The following is a 15,943-nucleotide window of genomic DNA, read 5'->3' on the forward strand; positions in this document are numbered from 1 at the left end:
AGGTGGCTAAGTGGCTCAGCCACTTTCGACCCTCTGTCCACCAGCTGTCAAGAGGTGGCCTAGTGGCTCAGCCACTTGGCCGGATATCCTGGAGCGATGTCCGAGGCATTGAGGCCGATGGTGAAGTCCCGCCTGTACGAGCAGGTGCTAGAACGGCTGCGCGCGTACGTCGCTGAGGCCGGGCTCTCGGCGGGCGACAAGCTGCCGGCCGAACGCGAGCTGGCCGCGAGCCTCGGCGTGAGCCGCGCGTCGGTGAAGCAGGCGATCGTCGTGCTGGAGGTCCAGGGCCTGGTCGAGGCGAAGCACGGCGGCGGCACGTACCTGGTGCGCGACACGCTCGACGTCGAACCGGTCGAGCAACTCGTCGAACGCCGCAAGCGCCTCCCGGAAGTGCTCGAGGCACGCGAAGCCCTGGAGACCAAGCTCGCCGAACTCGCCGCCGAACGCCGCACCGAGGACGAGCTGGACACCATCCGCGAGTCGCTCGACTTCATGCACGAGGAGATCGTCGGCGGCGGCGTCGGAGTGGAGGGCGACCGCCGCTTCCACGCCGCCGTCACCGCCGCCGCCCACTCCTCGCTGCTCGCGGACTTCATGAAGGCCATCGCAGGCCAGATAACCGAGAGCCGCAACGAGTCACTGCGCCAGCCCGGCCGCCCGCACCGGTCGCTGGCACAGCACACGGCGATCTACGAGGCGATCGCTGCCGGTGACCCGAAGAAGGCGGCGGCCGCGATGCGCAAGCACGTGCGCACGGTGGCCAAGGTCCGCCTCCTCGACTGGGTGCCGGAGGACTGATCAGCCCTGTCCGACCGTGGCCCTGTTAGACCGTCGTGGGCTCAATTGCGCCCCGTCGAGATCAACTCTCGCAGCAGAAATTAGAGGCGACGGCCTACTGGTGGTCCGACGGGTTCGCGTGTCCTGGTGCCGTGGACTGGTGAGCCCTGTTCGACCACCACCCCGGCACCCGGACCGGTTCACGTGTCCGGGTGCCGGGGACGGATCACCGCCCCACGACCAGCCCGGCTCGGCTCGGCTCGGCTCGGCTCGCAGAGCCGATCACCGCAGGTTGATCACCACCCGCTGACCGGCCCGGATCGTCCTGCTAGTCCCGTCAGCCTCGTGCACCACGACCGTCCAGTCCCGTGTGGACGAACCGCGCACCACCAGAACCCCTCCGTTCTGCGTGATCCGCGTGCGACCGCGATCCTCGTACAGCGTGAACGAGCCGCGAGCCCCGGCTGTCACGTGCACGGTCAACGCGTCAGTCAGGACGTCATGGGCGACGTCCTGGGTGCGTTCGACGAGAATCCCGCCCGACCGTAGGAACACCGGCATGGTGTCCCAGCCGGCACTGACCGTCGCCCACGTGTTGCCCTGGTAGACGCGGCCGGTGAAGTAGTCGGTCCACTGCCCCGGCGGGAACCACACCCGCGTCGAGCCGACCTCGCCGGGCGTGGTGATCGGCGCGACCAACACGTCCGGACCGACCAGGAACTGGCTGTCCACAGTGGAGTAGGCCTCCGCAACGCCCGGGTAGTCGAGGTAGGCAGGACGCACCACGGGCACGCCGGTGCGGTTCGCCTGTTCCGCCAACGTGTAGAGGTACGGCACCAGGCGTTCGCGCAGGTTCAGGAACTTGGCAGCGGATGCCTGCGCGGCCGGTCCGTACTGCCATGGGAGCCGGTCGCTGTGGTTGCTGTGCAGGCGCGTGATCGGCTGGAACGCGCCGAGCTGCACCCATCGCGTGTACAGGTCGTCCGGCAGCTTGGTGGTGTACCGCACCTGTCCGTTGTCCACATAGGTCTCGGATCCGCGCAGACCGGTGGTGTCGTTGTGCCCGCCGATGTCGTGGCTGATCGCGGACATGCCGGTCGACACCGCCTCGGCCGAGGTGTAGCCGATGGTGCCCTTCAAAGCACCCCAAGTCGACGACGTGTCGCCCGTGAAGTGCAACGTGTTCCGCTTCTCCGCCCACGGCCCGGTCTGCAGCGGCCCTGACCCGCTGTACCCACCGGCCTGCAACGAACCGAAGCCTCGCGAGAACGCGAACCCGCCCAGCTTCGCGTACTGCTCGTTGATCCACGAGTCCGGCGTGACCCCGCGCAACGACGACCCCGAGCCGTCGCAACACCAGTCGAGCCACCAGAAGTCCGTGGGCATGGACTTGTGCAGCTCCAGGTACGCCCGCAGCTGGTCCGGGTCGCCCCAGTCGAACACGTAGCAGTCCGCGCAGGATCCCTTGACCAGCTTGCCCTTCGCAATGCTCTGAGCCTGAGCGAAGTCCGGGTCGCTGCCCTGGATGCTCGGGTGGATGTTGAGCGTGCTGTGCAGCCCCTCACCATGCGCCCAGTCCAGGAACCCCTGCGGGTCGGGGAACTTGGCCCGGTCGAACTGCCAGCCGTTCCACGTGTTGCGCGCCTTGAAGTCCGTGTCGACCACCAGCACGTCCAGCGGCACGCCGTGCTGCCGGAACGCGGGCAGGATCCGGTCGCGGTAGTCGGCCGCGGTTCGGTCGATGTACTCCGAGTACCAGACGCCGTAAGCCCAGCGCGGCAACAACTTCGGCCCACCGGTCAGCGCCGCGAGGTCGCCCAGTCCGGCCTTGAGGTCCTGCCCGTACCCGAACACGTACCCGTCCTGGTAGGCGTTCCGAGCGCGTGGCGTGGCCGTGCTTCCGTTGTAGAGAGCGGTGTTGGTGTCATCCAGCAGATACCAGCCGTCGCGGTGCAACAGTCCCGGATAGAGCCTCGGATCACCACCCGCGTAACCGTCGAGCGAGCGCCGATAGCCGCCCAGCGCCAGGTGCTGCTGCGTCGAGTTCACCCCGATCGTGTCGAGGTTGACATGGCAGCCGGCGTCCGGGCAGGTGATCTTGAGGTCGGAAGTGCCCGCGGGCAACGGAATCCGCGTCGCGGCCGTGGACCACGTGGTCCAACCGGCCGTCGTCGGCAACGTGACCGCCTGCCCGTTGATCAGGACGGTCCGCGGCTCGTGTTTGCCATCACCACCAACCCCGTTGGCATAGCGCAGATTCACGGCAAAAGTGCCCGCCGCCGGCACGCTGCTCACCCGCTGAGTCAGGCTCGTGCCGCCCTTCAACTCCGCGACGAAACCAGTCCCCGCGTAGCCGGCGTGCTCGTCCGCGAGCACACCCGTCGTCACCGCGTTCTCGGCCTCGCAGGTCGTGCCGAACCGGCAGTCGTCGATCGCCCGCACGGCCGGATAGGCCTGACCAGGAGCAATCAGCGCCAGGCTGTCGACGTTGACGTTTCCCGTGTCGGCCGGCGACTTGCTCAACGAGACGCGGTGCTCGCCGGCGGTCAGGTCGACCTCGGTCTCGACGAGCGTCCAGTCGCCCCAGCCTGCGGTCGCGGGCAACGTAATCTGCCGCGCCCGCCCGTCGACCCCGAGGCTGAGCGTCCGGTTCTCGTGCTTCCCGTCGCCACCGACTCCGTTGGCATACCTGAGAACAACCCGATGCCGGCCGGCGTCAAGAGCGTTGACGGTCGCCGTGATCCCGTTGTTCGCGTAGGAGAACCCGGCCACGAAGCCCGCACCGGTGTGCCCGGGATGCTCGGCCGCGACCAGCATTCCTTCCCGTTGCTGGTCTTCGGCCTCGCAGAGCTGCCCGGTCGCGCAGACCACCCGCCGCCACGGGGACGCGGTCGTGCCACCGACCTTCACCTCGAGGTTGTCCGCCCGGAACGGCCCGGACCCCACGCGATAGCGCAAGGTCATCGCGGACGTGGTGATCACCAGCCAGCCGTCCTGAACCCGCGAACTGTAGGCCGTGCGGGGGAACGTGCGATTTACAACGTTGTAAGTGAGGGCCTGCTCAAAGCCGCGGTCAGCCGCGTACTCGGTCCTCATCAGGGTGGGGGAAAGGATCTGGAACCTGGCCTGCCCGGACTCGACCACGCCGGTGGGCTGTGCGGTGGCGGGAACGGGGAGGACCAGGCTCAGCACTGTCAGCAGGGACATGACCTTCGCGCGCATCCGTGCTCCTCGTTGACGTCGTTGCCTTCCGAGGGACGTTCAGATACCTGAACACCTCTCACCTTGGCCTCACGATGTGGAGCGATCAAGAGGCCAGTCGGCGCAGCGCGGCAGGGGCTCCAACGGCGTATCGGTTCGTCCGGACTTCTCCGGGTTCGGCGTGGAATTGCGAGGTCATTCGATTCCGGTGCGCCATTCGGCTGAAGTGCTGCGGAGGCTGACGGAGGAACGTCGCGAATCTGGGTAACGTACGGCGTTCTCGGAGCGGTGTCATCCTGCGATCGCTGTCATACTTCGATCACCGACCTCGAACGGGAGGCCGCACATGCCGCTCGCGGAGCACAACACTGACAGCGGCGCTTTGTGGTCCCTGGTCGAAGGCTTGCGGCGGATTCCGTGCCTGATGAACCGGAGTGGCCGCAACCTCGTGATGCGGATGGTGTGCGAGGAACTCGGCGAGCAGCTGCCGTTCGAAGAACACGACCACGCCACCGGTCACCTCTACAGCCTGGCCGAGGTTTGCCGCCGTCATCCGGACGGATTAACCGCGTTGGTGCTCGTGCTGGAACGGATTGAGCAGCGTTCCAAGCCGATGGTCGCACTGCGCGAGACCGTGCACGCGATGACAGCTCCCCAGCTGTGGCCGAAGGAGGAAAGCGCCAGGCTTTTCCAGCTCCTCGAAGGCGCTGTGTTGCCGGACATCGCCGAGATCTACTACGTCGTGGTGGGTCTCGCGGCACCGAGACTGTCCGGGCGGGTCACGTACGTCGAAGTGCTCCGAACGCTCGAATCCCTGAATGCCGATCCGAATGGAATACCGAAGCCTCTCGTCTTCGTGGAGCACCTCGCGATGAAGGTGCGCCCGGAATTGGCAGCCCAGTTGAGGCGGTGGTCCGATCGGCAGGCGGGGCACATGGGGCTTTCCGCCGAGCTCGTCGCCGTGCGCCGGCAGGCGGCGGAACCCCGCGGCCTCACCGAAACGCCGCCGCGCTCGGTGGCCTACCTGATCCTGCAGGTCCAGCGCGAGGGCGCGGCGGGAGAGCAGTACCGGCTGTCGCACTGGAGGCAGCTCGGCCAGGCCTCCGGCTGGGCGCCCGTCCGCGGCCAGGACGTCGTCGGTGACCTGGCACGGGTGAAGGACCGCGTCGCCGCGCTGGTCGAGAAAGTGGAGGAGGACTGGGGGCAGTACCGGCCGAACATCCGCATCGAGTTCGTGCTGCCGAGCGAGTTCATGAACCTCGACGTGGACCAGTGGCCGTGGGAAACCGATTCCCGCATTCCGGAACCGCTCGGCTGTCGTTACCCGGTGGTGGTGCGCAGCCTGGAGCGAATGACCCGGCGAAAGTGGTACAGGCTGTGGCACGAACGCTGGGACCAGTTGCGGGCGCAGCTCAGCAGGACCGGTGCGGTGCACCGGGAATCAGCGTGGTGGGGCAAACAGGACAACGGGGACGGGCTGAGGGAACTCACGTCCGCTCTTGCGCGCACAACGACGCTCGTGTCGTTGGTGCTCAGCGCGCCACCGCGAGCGGAGATGGCCGGGAGGGACGAAGTCGCGGCGGGCTTGCGCGCGGGTGTGCCGCTGATCCTGTGGCATCGAGAGAAATGTGACAACGCGGAGTTCAAGACCATCGCCGAGAGTCTTCTGCACGGCGACGACGATCCGCACGACCTGTTGGAGCGGGTTCGGCTGGCGCGGGTGACCGCATTCGAACAAGGGGCGAAGTTCGCGCCTGCGGGTGAAAAGCTGACGATTCTCCTTGACGATCCTGTACGAGTCGTGGTGCCGAGTGATCCGGCACCACCGGAAAGGGTGTCGGTGGCGTGAACGCGAATACCGGACCGGCTATTTCATCAAACTCCTCCGGCGGTGCCGGATGGCAGGTGTACCAGGGCACCGGTCAGGTGGCGTCCTCGCCGCTCACCAGGTTGCCGGAACCTCCGCCGTGGCGCAGGTTCAGCGGCGCGGGCGAGGTGTTCCGGCCGACCGACGACGGGGGAGAGGGCGACCGCCGGATCGGCCTGCCCAGAGCAGCGCCCCGGCAGCCGCGTGACCGCGAGGTCCTGATGGTCAACGCCGCGATCTACCTGCGCCGCCCGTTGCTGGTGACCGGGAGCCCGGGAACGGGCAAGTCGTCACTCGCGTACCTGGTGGCGCGGGAGCTCGGCCTGGGGCCGGTCCTCCGCTGGCCCGTCACCAGCCGCACGGTCCTCAAGGACGGTCTGTACCTCTACGACGCGATCGGGCGGGTGCAGGCCGCGGCGGACCGGTCCGGGAAGGCCGCGGCCGAGTCCGATCTGGGCGACTACATCCACCTCGGTCCGCTCGGCACCGCGCTGCTGCCCTACGAACTGCCGCGGGTGCTGCTGATCGACGAGCTCGACAAGGGCGACATCGACCTGCCCAACGACCTGCTCAACGTGTTCGAGGAAGGCGAGTACCACGTTCCCGAGCTCGTCCGGTTCGCGGCGCGGCAGCCGGACGTGCGCGTGCTGACCGCCGACCGCGGTGGTTCCGCCGTCGTGAGAGACGGTGTCGTGCGATGCCGCGAGTTCCCGATCGTCATCATCACGAGCAACGGCGAGCGCGAGTTCCCTCCCGCGTTCCTGCGCCGCTGCCTGAAACTTCACGTGCAGCCACCGGACTTCGACCAGCTGGGCGGCATGGTCGCTGCGCACTTCGGCGAGGCGGAGGGCGTCGACCTGGCCCGGTTGATCGCGGACTTTCTGGAGTCCAGCGCCCAGCTCGGTGGTCTCGCGTCCGACCAGCTGCTCAACGCCGTGCACCTGGCGACGCAGCTCGCGACGAGCGGCGACTACCAGCTCGACAGCGACTGGAACAAGCTGCTGACCTCGATCTGGCACCCCCTGTCCGCGGACTCTCAATGAACGAAGCAGGGCGTCCGGACGACAGGCTCTCCACCGCGGACCTGACCTGTCAGGAACTGCGCGACGCCCTGTGGCTCAGCGAAAGACTCCGGCCACGGGAAGGGACACGGGCGGCGGCGCGGCCGGATGAGCCGCCGCCCAGCGCGACCTCGCGGGACGAGACGCGCACGCGGAGTGCGGAAGAGGACGCCGGCTCGCCGGAGCGTGACGTCGACGACGTGCCGGTCCCGGACCCGCCGAGTGCGGAGATCGTTCCTGAAGCGGGGGACGCCTTTCCCCTTGCCTGGCCCGTGGTTCCCGCACTGCCGGGAGCACGGGAGATCGCTCGTGCCCTTCGCCCGTTCATGCGCACGGCGTCGTCGCCCTGGAACATGGTGCTCGACGAGGAGATCACCGCGATCCGGGCCGCGCAGGACGGGCTGTGGTTACCGGAGTGGAGACCGGCACCCTGGCGGCCGTTCGACCTGGCACTGGTGACGGACATCGGGCCGTCCATGGACATCTGGCGCCGGACGGCACGGGAGTTCCTGACTCTGCTGCGGCGGCAGGGAGCGTTCCGGGACGTCCGCGACTACCGGCTCGACTGCTCCGCGACCTCACCGGACGATCTGCTGCTGAAGGTCGGAGCCGAACCGGTCAGGGCTTGGCCGTGGTCGCACCTCGTGGAGCCCTCGGGCAGACGAGTGGTGTTGGTGCTGACCGATGCCATCGGCGCGGCGTGGCGCAACGGTGCCATGCCCGCGTTGCTGGCTCGCTGGGGACGCACGATGCCCGTCGCGATCGTCCAGGTGCTGGAGCAGCGGCTCTGGCACTGGAGCGCGCTCTCCACGCGCCGCGTGCTGATGTCCGCGAACAGCGCCGGTGCGGCGAATCGGAACCTGCGCGTCAAGGCCGTCGCGCCGGACGTGGACATCGGCGCGTACGACCGGGCCGGATCGGTGCCCGTTCCGGTGCTGGCGCTGTCCGCGGACTGGATGGCCGGCTGGGCGAAGCTCCTCACCTCGGACGACGCCGGGTGGGTCGAGATGACGGCGACGTTGATGGGAAGGACGGCCGAGGAGTCCGCACCCGCGCCACCGAACGGGCGGGCAGAGCTCCTCACTGCCCGGGAGCGCGTTTCGAGGTTCCGCACACATGCGTCGGTGACGGCGTTCGAGCTCGCCGGTCTGCTCGCCTCGACTCCGTTGTCACCGCGGCTGATGACGCTGGTGCAACGGGTTCTGCTGCCGGGATCCACCCTGACGACGCTGGCGGAGGTGATGCTCGGCGGGCTGCTCAAGCAGGTGCCCGCCGACGACCTGCCGGTAGACGACGACCGGATCGCGTACGAGTTCCACGACGGTGTCCGTGACGAACTTCTCGGTACCGCAAGGCGTGCGGACACCATGCGGGTCGCCAGGGTGCTCAGCGAGCAGGCCGCGGACACGCACACGACGTTGCGCGATCTTCGTGCCGCGCTCGCAGCTCCGGACGAGGCTCCCGTTCCTGAGCTGACGCACGAGAACCTCCCGTACCTGAGAGTCCAGGAGAGCGTGCTGCGGGCGCTGTCCGGGCCGTTCGCCCGCCGGGCGCGGAGACTCGCGGCCGCGCGAACGGAACTGGAGTCGTCCACTGCCTCCGCCGCGGCCGCGGTCCGTGCCGCGGCCGTCAAAGAGCAGCGGCGCGAGACCATCGGCCAGCCGCCGGTGTGGGGTCCGATTCCGTTGCGGAACCCGGACTTCGTGGGACGGGGAGCGCTCCTGGAGCAGTTGCGCCGCCGCCTGCTCGAACCCGGCACGACGGCCGTGCTCCCCGAGGCCCTGCACGGCATGGGTGGCGTCGGCAAGTCCCAGACCGTGATCGAGTACATCTACCAGCACGCGTCCGAGTACGACGTCGTGTGGTGGATCTCCGCCGAGCACCCCGCCCAGATCACGGCGAGCCTGACCGAACTGGCCAAAAGGCTCGGCGTGCCGGGAACCTCGGCGGACACGGCCATTCCCGCGGTGCTGGAGGCGTTGCGCCGCGGCCGGCCCTACTCCCGCTGGATCCTGGTCTTCGACAACGCCGACCGCCCGGAAGCCGTGCGGCAGTTCTTCCCCTCGGGCATCGGGCACGTCGTCGTCACGTCGCGCAACTCCGAATGGGCCGGCGTCGCGCGCCCCGTCGAGGTGGACCTGTTCACCCGCGCGGAGAGCATCGAACTGTTGCAGCGCAGGGATCCGCTGCTCCCGCGCGCCGATGCGAACCGGCTCGCGGAGGCGCTCGGCGACCTGCCGCTCGCGATCGAGCAGGCGGCCGCGTGGCGCGCGCAGACGGGGATGCAGGTCGACGAGTACCTGGACCTGCTGGAGCAGGGCCGTACGGAACTGCTGGAGGTCGGGAACTCCAGCGACTACCAGCTTCCGGTCGCGGCGGCGTGGAACGTGCCGTTGCGGCGACTGGAGGCCGAACACCGGGAAGCGTTGCAGCTCCTGCAGGTCTGCGCGTTCTTCGGGCCGGAGCCGATCTCGCGGCGGTGGTTCAGCGGTGTGCGCGCCGCACCGGTGCCCGACGAGCTCGCCGAGGCCTTCGAGGACCCGATCAGGCTCAACCGGGCGGTGCGGGAGATCAGCCGCTACAGCCTCGCCAAGCTCGACCACCGCAACAACACCCTGCAGCTGCACCGGCTCGTGCAGGCGGTGCTGAAGAACCGGGTGACGCCCGCCGAGCAGGACAACCTGCGGCACGCCGTGCACGTGTTGCTGCTCAACGGAGATCCCGGAGACCCGGAGGACTCGACGACCTGGTCCCGGTACGCCGAACTGCTGCCGCACGCGACGGTGTCACGAGCGGTGGAGTCCGGTGACCGCGGCGTGCGGGTGCTGATGATCAACCTGGCCCGCTACCTGCTCGCCAGCGGTGACTACGGGGGAGCGCTGGAGCTCTCCGAGAACGCGGTGCAGGTGTGGCAGCGCAACCTCGGCGAGAGCAACCTCCACACCGTCGAGATGACCCGCTACTACGCGATCGCGCTGCGCAGGGTCGGCAAGATCGACCAGGCCATGCGGCTCAACGAACGCAACCTCGAAGCGTTGCGCGAGGCCGTGGGCGAGGATCACGAGACGGTTCTGAGCATGCTCGACACGGTCGCGGCCGACCGGCGTTCGGAGGGCAAGTTCGCCGAGGAGCTCGCGCTGCAGCAGACCGTCTACGACAGGTCGCGCGGAATTCTCGGCGAGGACGACCCGGCCACGCTCTACTACGCGAGCAACCTCGCGAGCTGCTACCGGTTGATGGGCGACTTCGAGCGGGCGCGGGACCTCGACGAGGAAACCCTGCGGCGCAGGATCGCCGTGCTGGGCAGCGATCACCTGATGACTTACCGGTCGATGAACGCGCTCGCCATGGACCTGCGCGAGTGCGGTGACTACCACGGGGCCGGCGGCCTGCAGCAGGACGCGTTGCGCAGCCAGCGGGAGCTGTTCGGCGCGGACCACCCGTACACGATCGGCGCGACCAGGAACCTGGCGGTGACCTTGCGCAAGCTCGGCGACCACGCGGGCGCGGTCGAGCTGTCCAAGGAGTGCGTCGCGACCTACCGCGCCCGGCACGGCGACCGTCACCTCGACACCGTGACCGCGCTGACGAGCCTTTCCGTCGACCTGCGGCACATCGGTGACCTGAAAGCGGCGCACGACGCCGCGCTCACGGCCTACCAGCTCTTCCGCGAGATCCGCGGGCCGCAGCACCCGTACACGTTGATCGCGGCGGTGAACCTCGCTTCGGCGCACCGGGTGCTCGGCGACGTGGGGAAAGCGCGCGAGCTCGACGAGCTGGCGGTGGCCGGGCTGCGCGCGACGTTCAGCAGCGACCACCCGTTCGCCCTGGTGGCCGCGACGAACCTCGCCAGCGATCTCGCCGCTCTCGGTGACGTCGCCGGGGCGATGGCGCTCGACGAGGAGCTGGTGGAGCGGTCGGTCAGGGTACTCGGCGCCGACCACCCGTCGACGCTGGCCGTCGCGCTCAACCTCACGATCGACCAGCAGGAGTCCGGCGTGCCGGAATGGCCGGAAGCCCTCTACGCGCAGACGGTGGCCGGGTTCCGCAGGGTTCTGGGCTTCGACCACCCAGCGACGGTGCTGGCGATCGAGGGCTTCAGGGCGACCTGCGACACCGACATCATGGAGCTGTGAGCCACGCGGCGAGGTCGAGGGGGTTCGTCGCCACACCGGTCCGGGCGAGCACCTGCAGGTGCACGGCTCGCACGGTCTCCGGCTGTGCCAGCAGGGCCTGCGATCCCGCAGCCAGGCCGAGTCCGATCCAGGCGTCGCGGTTCAGCGGCTCGACTTCGATGCGGCGCTCGTAGGCGGCCGCGGCTGCTTCGTGGTCACCGCGGGCGAACAGCACGTCCGCGGTCTCCTTCTGGTGGAACGACTCTGGCGCGAGTGCACGCAGCTTGACCAGCGCAGCGCGGGAGGCCTCCGCCGGCTGGGAGTCCGGCACGACCTCGTGGCGCATGCGTTGGGGGCGCGGAGATCCGTGCGTCCAGGCGTCGGCGGCAGCCGCGACGTCGTCGGCGTTCGGCCGGACGTGGCGGATCCGCCAGGTGGCCCGGTGGTCGTCCAGCAGCGTGGTGATCGCGGCGGTGAGATCAGCGGGTACCGAAGCCGGGTCGAGCGCCGCGAGCCGTGCCGACGAGGCCGCGAGGAAACTCGTGCCCAGCTCGGTGAGCTCGGTGGACTCCCGGACGGCTTCGATGGCCTCCAGCACCTGGCGGCACCGGAAGGCGAAGGTGAAGTGGCCGCGACGGGCCTCCTCGGACGGTACGAGATCGCGCTGCACGTGCCAGAACTCCGCGACGCTCGTGAAGGCGTAGATGCCGTGGAGCAGCCCGCCGAGCGGCCGAGGGTCGTCCCGCCACGGCGCATAGAACCACGCGTGGTCGTCTTCGCGGTGCAGGGACAGCAGATCCATCAGTGCGTTGAGCTTGGAGTGCTGGATCTCGTGCACCATGGCTTCCGCGAGCTCGGCCGCGGACTCCTTGGGGGACAACGCGACGCCGCCGAACGCGTCGGTGGACGACGCCGCGAACACCGGCGTCTCGACGGCGAGCGGGATCAACGTGGTCAGGCCCGCCGACAGTTCCGAGGCGTAGCCCGTGTGCCAGCGCGTCAGCAGGTCCCAGGCCTCGTCCAGCTGCCGGCACCACCCGTCGAAGGTGGCGTCGTCCAGCGGGTTCGGGGCCGCGGGCGCCTCGAAGCCGCGATGCGGGTCCACGTCGTCGAACGCGACCTCCAGCGACCGGCCCTGCGCGTTCGTGCTGTGCCGCTTGGCCGGGAAGAAGACACCGTGGCCGAACGCGACCTCGCCGGCGGTGATCCGCAGTTCGACGCTGCTCAGGGGAGGCTGCTGCTCGTGCAGGCGCCACTGGCCGACTGTCGGCAGCGTGACGGCACCCTGCACCACGGGCACGGAGATCGTGCAGGAAAGTCCACATCGGACAGCCGCGGCGGCCGCAACGGCGTGCAGCGTGTGGACTTCCGCCTGGGCCGTGGCCGGCGCCGTGCTGACGTCGTGCAGCTCGCGAGTCAGCCAGACGCCGACCGCCGGGTGCATCAGCAGTTCCTCGACGACCTCGGGTGCCCGGTGCTCGGCGGTCGCGAGCACGGCCCACGCCTGGTCGAGGTCGTTCTCCGAGAAACGCCGTCCCGAGGCCGTGTCGAGCAACGACAGGAGCTTCAGGCGGCGGATGCCGTACTGGCCCCTGCGCAGGAGTGACATGCTCTCGGCGTCGGCGGGGCCCGCGCAGATCCGGTCGAAGACGTGGCTCGGCACGGGAAGCCTGGCCAGGTCGGTTCTGGCGCTCACCTTTGTTCCTGGATGCCGTCGCCCGCATCGGTGTGGCGGGCGTGCTCGACGGTCGAGGCGATCGCGGCGTCCAGGGCTTTCGCGCGGAGAAAACGCAGATCGGACAGCGGGATCGAGGCGAGGTCGAGCTGCTTCGAGAGCAGGTCCGACCTTCGGTTCACCATCGAGGTCGCCTCCCGAGGCTCGCGCGCGTCCACGGCGACTCGGCGGCGAGCGGCATGGGACGGATGTTCACAGATTTATCCTATCCGCTGGCGATCACGCCCGAGCGCCGGGACCGCCATCCGGACGCCGGGAGTCTAGCCCCGCTGCGCCTGTCTTACCTCTGCTTTTCCTCGTGGTCAGTGGTGCGGACGGGTGATGCTCGAACGGGTCACGAGCGGGTCTCGACCGAGTCCACAGTGGACGGAAGTGCTAGTCCGGCAGGAGTGGGACGGAGATGCCCGGGTCGCGGCCGAGCAGCGCCGCGCGGGTGACCGAGGAGCCGCCGAAGCGGTCTTTCAGGCGGTCCAGGGTGGCGTCGAGCGCGCCGGGCTGGACCTCGTCGAACGGGAGCACGAGCTGGATCGTGTCCTCGTTGCTGAGGTTGGTCAGAGACACGCCGAGCAGGGTGATGCCGCGTTCGGCGATCTCGGGCAGGGCGGTGGTGAGGAGGCGGCGGGCCGTGGACAGGAGCAATGCTGTGTCGGCAGTCGGGTGAATCACGGTGTGGGAGCGGGTTGCTCGGGTGAAGTCGGCGAACCACAGGCGGAGGATGACGGTTCGGCTGGCTCGGTTGGCCGTGCGGAGGCGGCGGGTTGTGCCGTCTATCAGCGAGGCGAGGATGGCGTCGAGGTCTTCCGGGGTGCGTTCGCGGCGGCCCAGGGCTCGTTGGGAGCCTATCGAGCGGCGGCGTCTGCCGACCTGGACCGGGCGCGGGTCGCGGTTGTGGGCCAGGGCGTGGAGGTGGCGGCCTGCGGCTTTGCCGAGGATGGAGATCAGGTCGGACTCGTCGAGGCGAGCCACCTGGCCGACGGTGCGCAGGCCGAGGGTGTGGAGTTTGGCCGCGGTGACCTTGCCGACGCCCCAGAGGCGCTCTACTGGGAGGGGGTGCAGGAACTCCAGCTCGCGGTCGGCCGGGACCACTAAGAGGCCGTCGGGTTTGGCCACCGCGCTCGCGACTTTCGCCAGGAACTTGGTGCGCGCCACGCCCACGGTGATCGGCAGGCCTACTTGGGCGAGCACCTGTGCTCGCAGGCGCCGCGCGATCAGCTCCGGTGGGCCGACGATCTTGTGCAGACCGCCCACGTCGAGGAAGGCTTCGTCGATCGAGAGGCCCTCCACCAGCGGGGTGGTGTCGCGGAAGACCTCGAAGACGGCCTTGCTGGCGGCGGAGTAGGCGGACATCCGCGGCGGTACGACTATCGCGTGTGGACAGAGGCGCAGGGCCTTCGCGCCGCCCATCGCTGTGCGGATGCCGAACGCCTTGGCCTCGTAGCTCGCGGCCAGCACCACGCCGCCGCCCACGATGACGGGGCGGCCGCGCAGTCCCGGGTCGTCCCGCTGTTCGACCGAGGCGTAGAACGCGTCCAGGTCGGCGTGCAGGATCGGCGTGCTCACGAACACATGTTCGCATCCTTCACTCGGTTGGCACAGTCCAGGTAGGCCCGGACTTTCTGCAACGTGGCCGGGTTGTCCATGCCTCCGCCGTGGCCCACCTGGTCGGTGCGGACGTGCAGTGCCTTCGGGCCCAGTTGCTCGGCCACCTTCGACGCCCAGCTGACCGGGGTCGCCGGGTCTAGCGTGTTGCTCAGCAGCAACGTCGGGTGTGCGCTGCGTGACGACACCGGTGCGGACGAGTGAGCGGCCGGGGACGGGCCGCCGAGGCAGATCGAACTGTAGTTGCTGGCGTTGGTCGAGAAACCGAGCACCGGAGCAGCGGCCCGAGTGGACTCCAGGTCCTTCCGCGCCTCGGCGACGGTGTGGACACCGAGCGGGAAGTCCTGGCACACCATGGGATCCGCGTACGGCACGCGCTTCGGGTACTCCTCGATCGGGCCGGACTCGACCGGGTTGCGGCCCTCCGAGAGGTCCAGCAGGCCGCGCGCCACGCGACCGAAGTCGGAAGGGCCGGCCAGTTCGAAGTAGCGGGTGACCGTGACGGCGGACCACTTGAGGCCGTACAACGTGCCGGGCACGCGGTCCGCCGTGGACTGCGCCTTGCGGAACACGTCTGCGGGCGAGGAGCCGTGGAGTGCGCACGACGGTGTGTCGGCGCACCACTGCGTGAACCGGTCGAAGATCGCCTGCATGCCGGCGGCCTCGGACGACACGAACTCGGTGCGGCCCTGCGCCGGGTTCATCACGCCTTCCAGCAGCGATCCGTTGACGTGGCGGCCGTACCGGGCCAGGTACCGCTCGGCCGTCAACGTCCCGTACGAGAAGCCGTGGATGCTGATCTTCTTCAGCCCCAACGCCTGCCGCAACGCGTCGGCGTCGCGCGCGTTCGTGTAGGCGTCCAGACGGGAGTCGAGACCGGGTACGCCGGTGGTGCAGGACTTCCAGAACGCGGATTGGTTCGCCGCCAATGCGTCAAACGCGGAACTGTCGGTCGGTGGCACGTAAGGGATCTTGAGCGCCAGGGCGGTGTCGCACGTCATCGGGCTGCTCTGGCCCACGCCACGCGGGTCCAGTGCGATCAGGTCGTAGCGGGGGAGCGCGTCGCGCAACGTCGCGAAGCTCAGATCGCCCGTCTGGCCGGGACCGGACGGGAAGTTGAGGATCGTGCCCGTGCTGTCCGGGACCTTGAGCCGGAACACGCGCAACGCCACGGTGCTGCCTGAAGGACGAGACCAGTCGACGGGGACGGAGAGCCTGCCGCACTCCACGCCCTTCATGACCGGGAGCTCGGGCCGGGAGCACTCCTCCCACCGCACCGACGGGGACGCGTGAGCCACGCCCGTGACCGACAGCGGGAGCAGCCCGGCCAGTGCCAGACCTGCCAGCTTGATGTTCATGCGGCCGAGAGTGGATCAGCCGCACGTAGGCGGGCATCAGACCAGGGGACCGTCGGCACGTCAGCCCGGGGTAGGACAACCGGTCCAGGTGTGGCCGAAAGTCCCTTGCCGTGCAAAGACTTTCCGAAAGTGGATCACGATGGAGCAGTGCGGGGTAGGGCTGCGGCACGCCCCCGTGATCCGCCCCGAGCAGGACTCGCTTCACCCCGTCGGACGAGAGAACCGGAACG

9 protein-coding genes are annotated in these 15,943 nt (G+C 69.1%); 4 read left to right on the forward strand and 5 right to left on the reverse strand.

Annotated features, from left to right (window positions below):
* The first annotated feature begins 96 nt into the window (after positions 1-96).
* Positions 97-798 (forward strand): FadR/GntR family transcriptional regulator, encoded by a 702-nt coding sequence (locus tag AB0M24_RS00370; protein WP_363758645.1) that lies wholly within the window; start codon positions 97-99, stop codon positions 796-798.
* Between the two features lie 261 nt (positions 799-1,059).
* Here the strand turns inward: AB0M24_RS00370 and AB0M24_RS00375 are convergent, their stop codons facing one another.
* Positions 1,060-3,999 carry a TIM-barrel domain-containing protein gene (locus AB0M24_RS00375; protein ID WP_363758648.1) on the reverse strand — a complete coding sequence of 980 codons (2,940 nt, stop codon included), beginning with the start codon at positions 3,997-3,999 and terminating at the stop codon, positions 1,060-1,062.
* A 325-nt stretch (positions 4,000-4,324) separates the two neighbouring features.
* Between AB0M24_RS00375 and AB0M24_RS00380 the strand changes: the two genes are divergently transcribed.
* From AB0M24_RS00380 to fxsT, 3 genes are read left to right on the forward strand one after another with little or no spacing between them, the layout of a single operon-like run.
* Positions 4,325-5,827, forward strand: coding sequence for a hypothetical protein (locus AB0M24_RS00380; protein ID WP_363758651.1), 1,503 nt, complete (start codon positions 4,325-4,327; stop codon positions 5,825-5,827).
* Positions 5,824-6,888 (forward strand): MoxR family ATPase, encoded by a 1,065-nt coding sequence (locus tag AB0M24_RS00385; protein ID WP_363758654.1) that lies wholly within the window; start codon positions 5,824-5,826, stop codon positions 6,886-6,888. The genes AB0M24_RS00380 and AB0M24_RS00385 overlap by 4 nt, the downstream gene beginning before the upstream one ends.
* Positions 6,885-11,042, forward strand: a complete 4,158-nt coding sequence (fxsT, locus tag AB0M24_RS00390) for an FxSxx-COOH system tetratricopeptide repeat protein (protein WP_363758657.1) — start codon at positions 6,885-6,887, stop codon at positions 11,040-11,042. Before AB0M24_RS00385 ends, fxsT begins: the two co-directional genes overlap by 4 nt.
* Here the strand turns inward: fxsT and AB0M24_RS00395 are convergent.
* The 4 genes from AB0M24_RS00395 to AB0M24_RS00410 form a co-directional block, all read right to left on the reverse strand.
* Positions 11,029-12,717: an HEXXH motif domain-containing protein gene (locus tag AB0M24_RS00395; protein WP_363758660.1), complete on the reverse strand. Its 1,689-nt coding sequence runs from the start codon at positions 12,715-12,717 to the stop codon at positions 11,029-11,031. The two genes, fxsT and AB0M24_RS00395, sit on opposite strands and share 14 nt — an antisense overlap.
* Positions 12,714-12,881 (reverse strand): hypothetical protein, encoded by a 168-nt coding sequence (locus tag AB0M24_RS00400; RefSeq protein WP_363758663.1) that lies wholly within the window; start codon positions 12,879-12,881, stop codon positions 12,714-12,716. The genes AB0M24_RS00395 and AB0M24_RS00400 overlap by 4 nt, the downstream gene beginning before the upstream one ends.
* A gap of 250 nt (positions 12,882-13,131) precedes the next feature.
* The gene (dinB, locus tag AB0M24_RS00405) at positions 13,132-14,322 is read right to left on the reverse strand and encodes a DNA polymerase IV (RefSeq protein ID WP_363758666.1); all 1,191 of its coding nucleotides are present in this window, start codon (positions 14,320-14,322) and stop codon (positions 13,132-13,134) included.
* Entirely contained in the window at positions 14,313-15,713 is a 1,401-nt protein-coding gene (locus AB0M24_RS00410) for an alpha/beta fold hydrolase (protein WP_363758669.1), read from the reverse strand. The genes dinB and AB0M24_RS00410 overlap by 10 nt, the downstream gene beginning before the upstream one ends.
* Positions 15,714-15,943: the final 230 nt, after the last annotated feature.

Origin of the sequence: Lentzea sp. NPDC051838 (assembly GCF_040681245.1) — a bacterium.
In the GTDB taxonomy this organism is placed as follows: domain Bacteria; phylum Actinomycetota; class Actinomycetes; order Mycobacteriales; family Pseudonocardiaceae; genus Lentzea.

Bases quoted from the DNA above. Each gene is read 5' to 3' on its own strand.
- fxsT (WP_363758657.1), top strand. From the start codon at position 6,885: ATGAACGAAGCAGGGCGTCCGGACGACAGGCTCTCCACCGCGGACCTG.
- AB0M24_RS00410 (WP_363758669.1), bottom strand. From the start codon at position 15,713: ATGAACATCAAGCTGGCAGGTCTGGCACTGGCCGGGCTGCTCCCGCTG.
- AB0M24_RS00400 (WP_363758663.1), bottom strand. From the start codon at position 12,881: ATGGTGAACCGAAGGTCGGACCTGCTCTCGAAGCAGCTCGACCTCGCC.
- AB0M24_RS00375 (WP_363758648.1), bottom strand. From the start codon at position 3,999: ATGCGCGCGAAGGTCATGTCCCTGCTGACAGTGCTGAGCCTGGTCCTC.
- AB0M24_RS00370 (WP_363758645.1), top strand. From the start codon at position 97: ATGTCCGAGGCATTGAGGCCGATGGTGAAGTCCCGCCTGTACGAGCAG.
- AB0M24_RS00380 (WP_363758651.1), top strand. From the start codon at position 4,325: ATGCCGCTCGCGGAGCACAACACTGACAGCGGCGCTTTGTGGTCCCTG.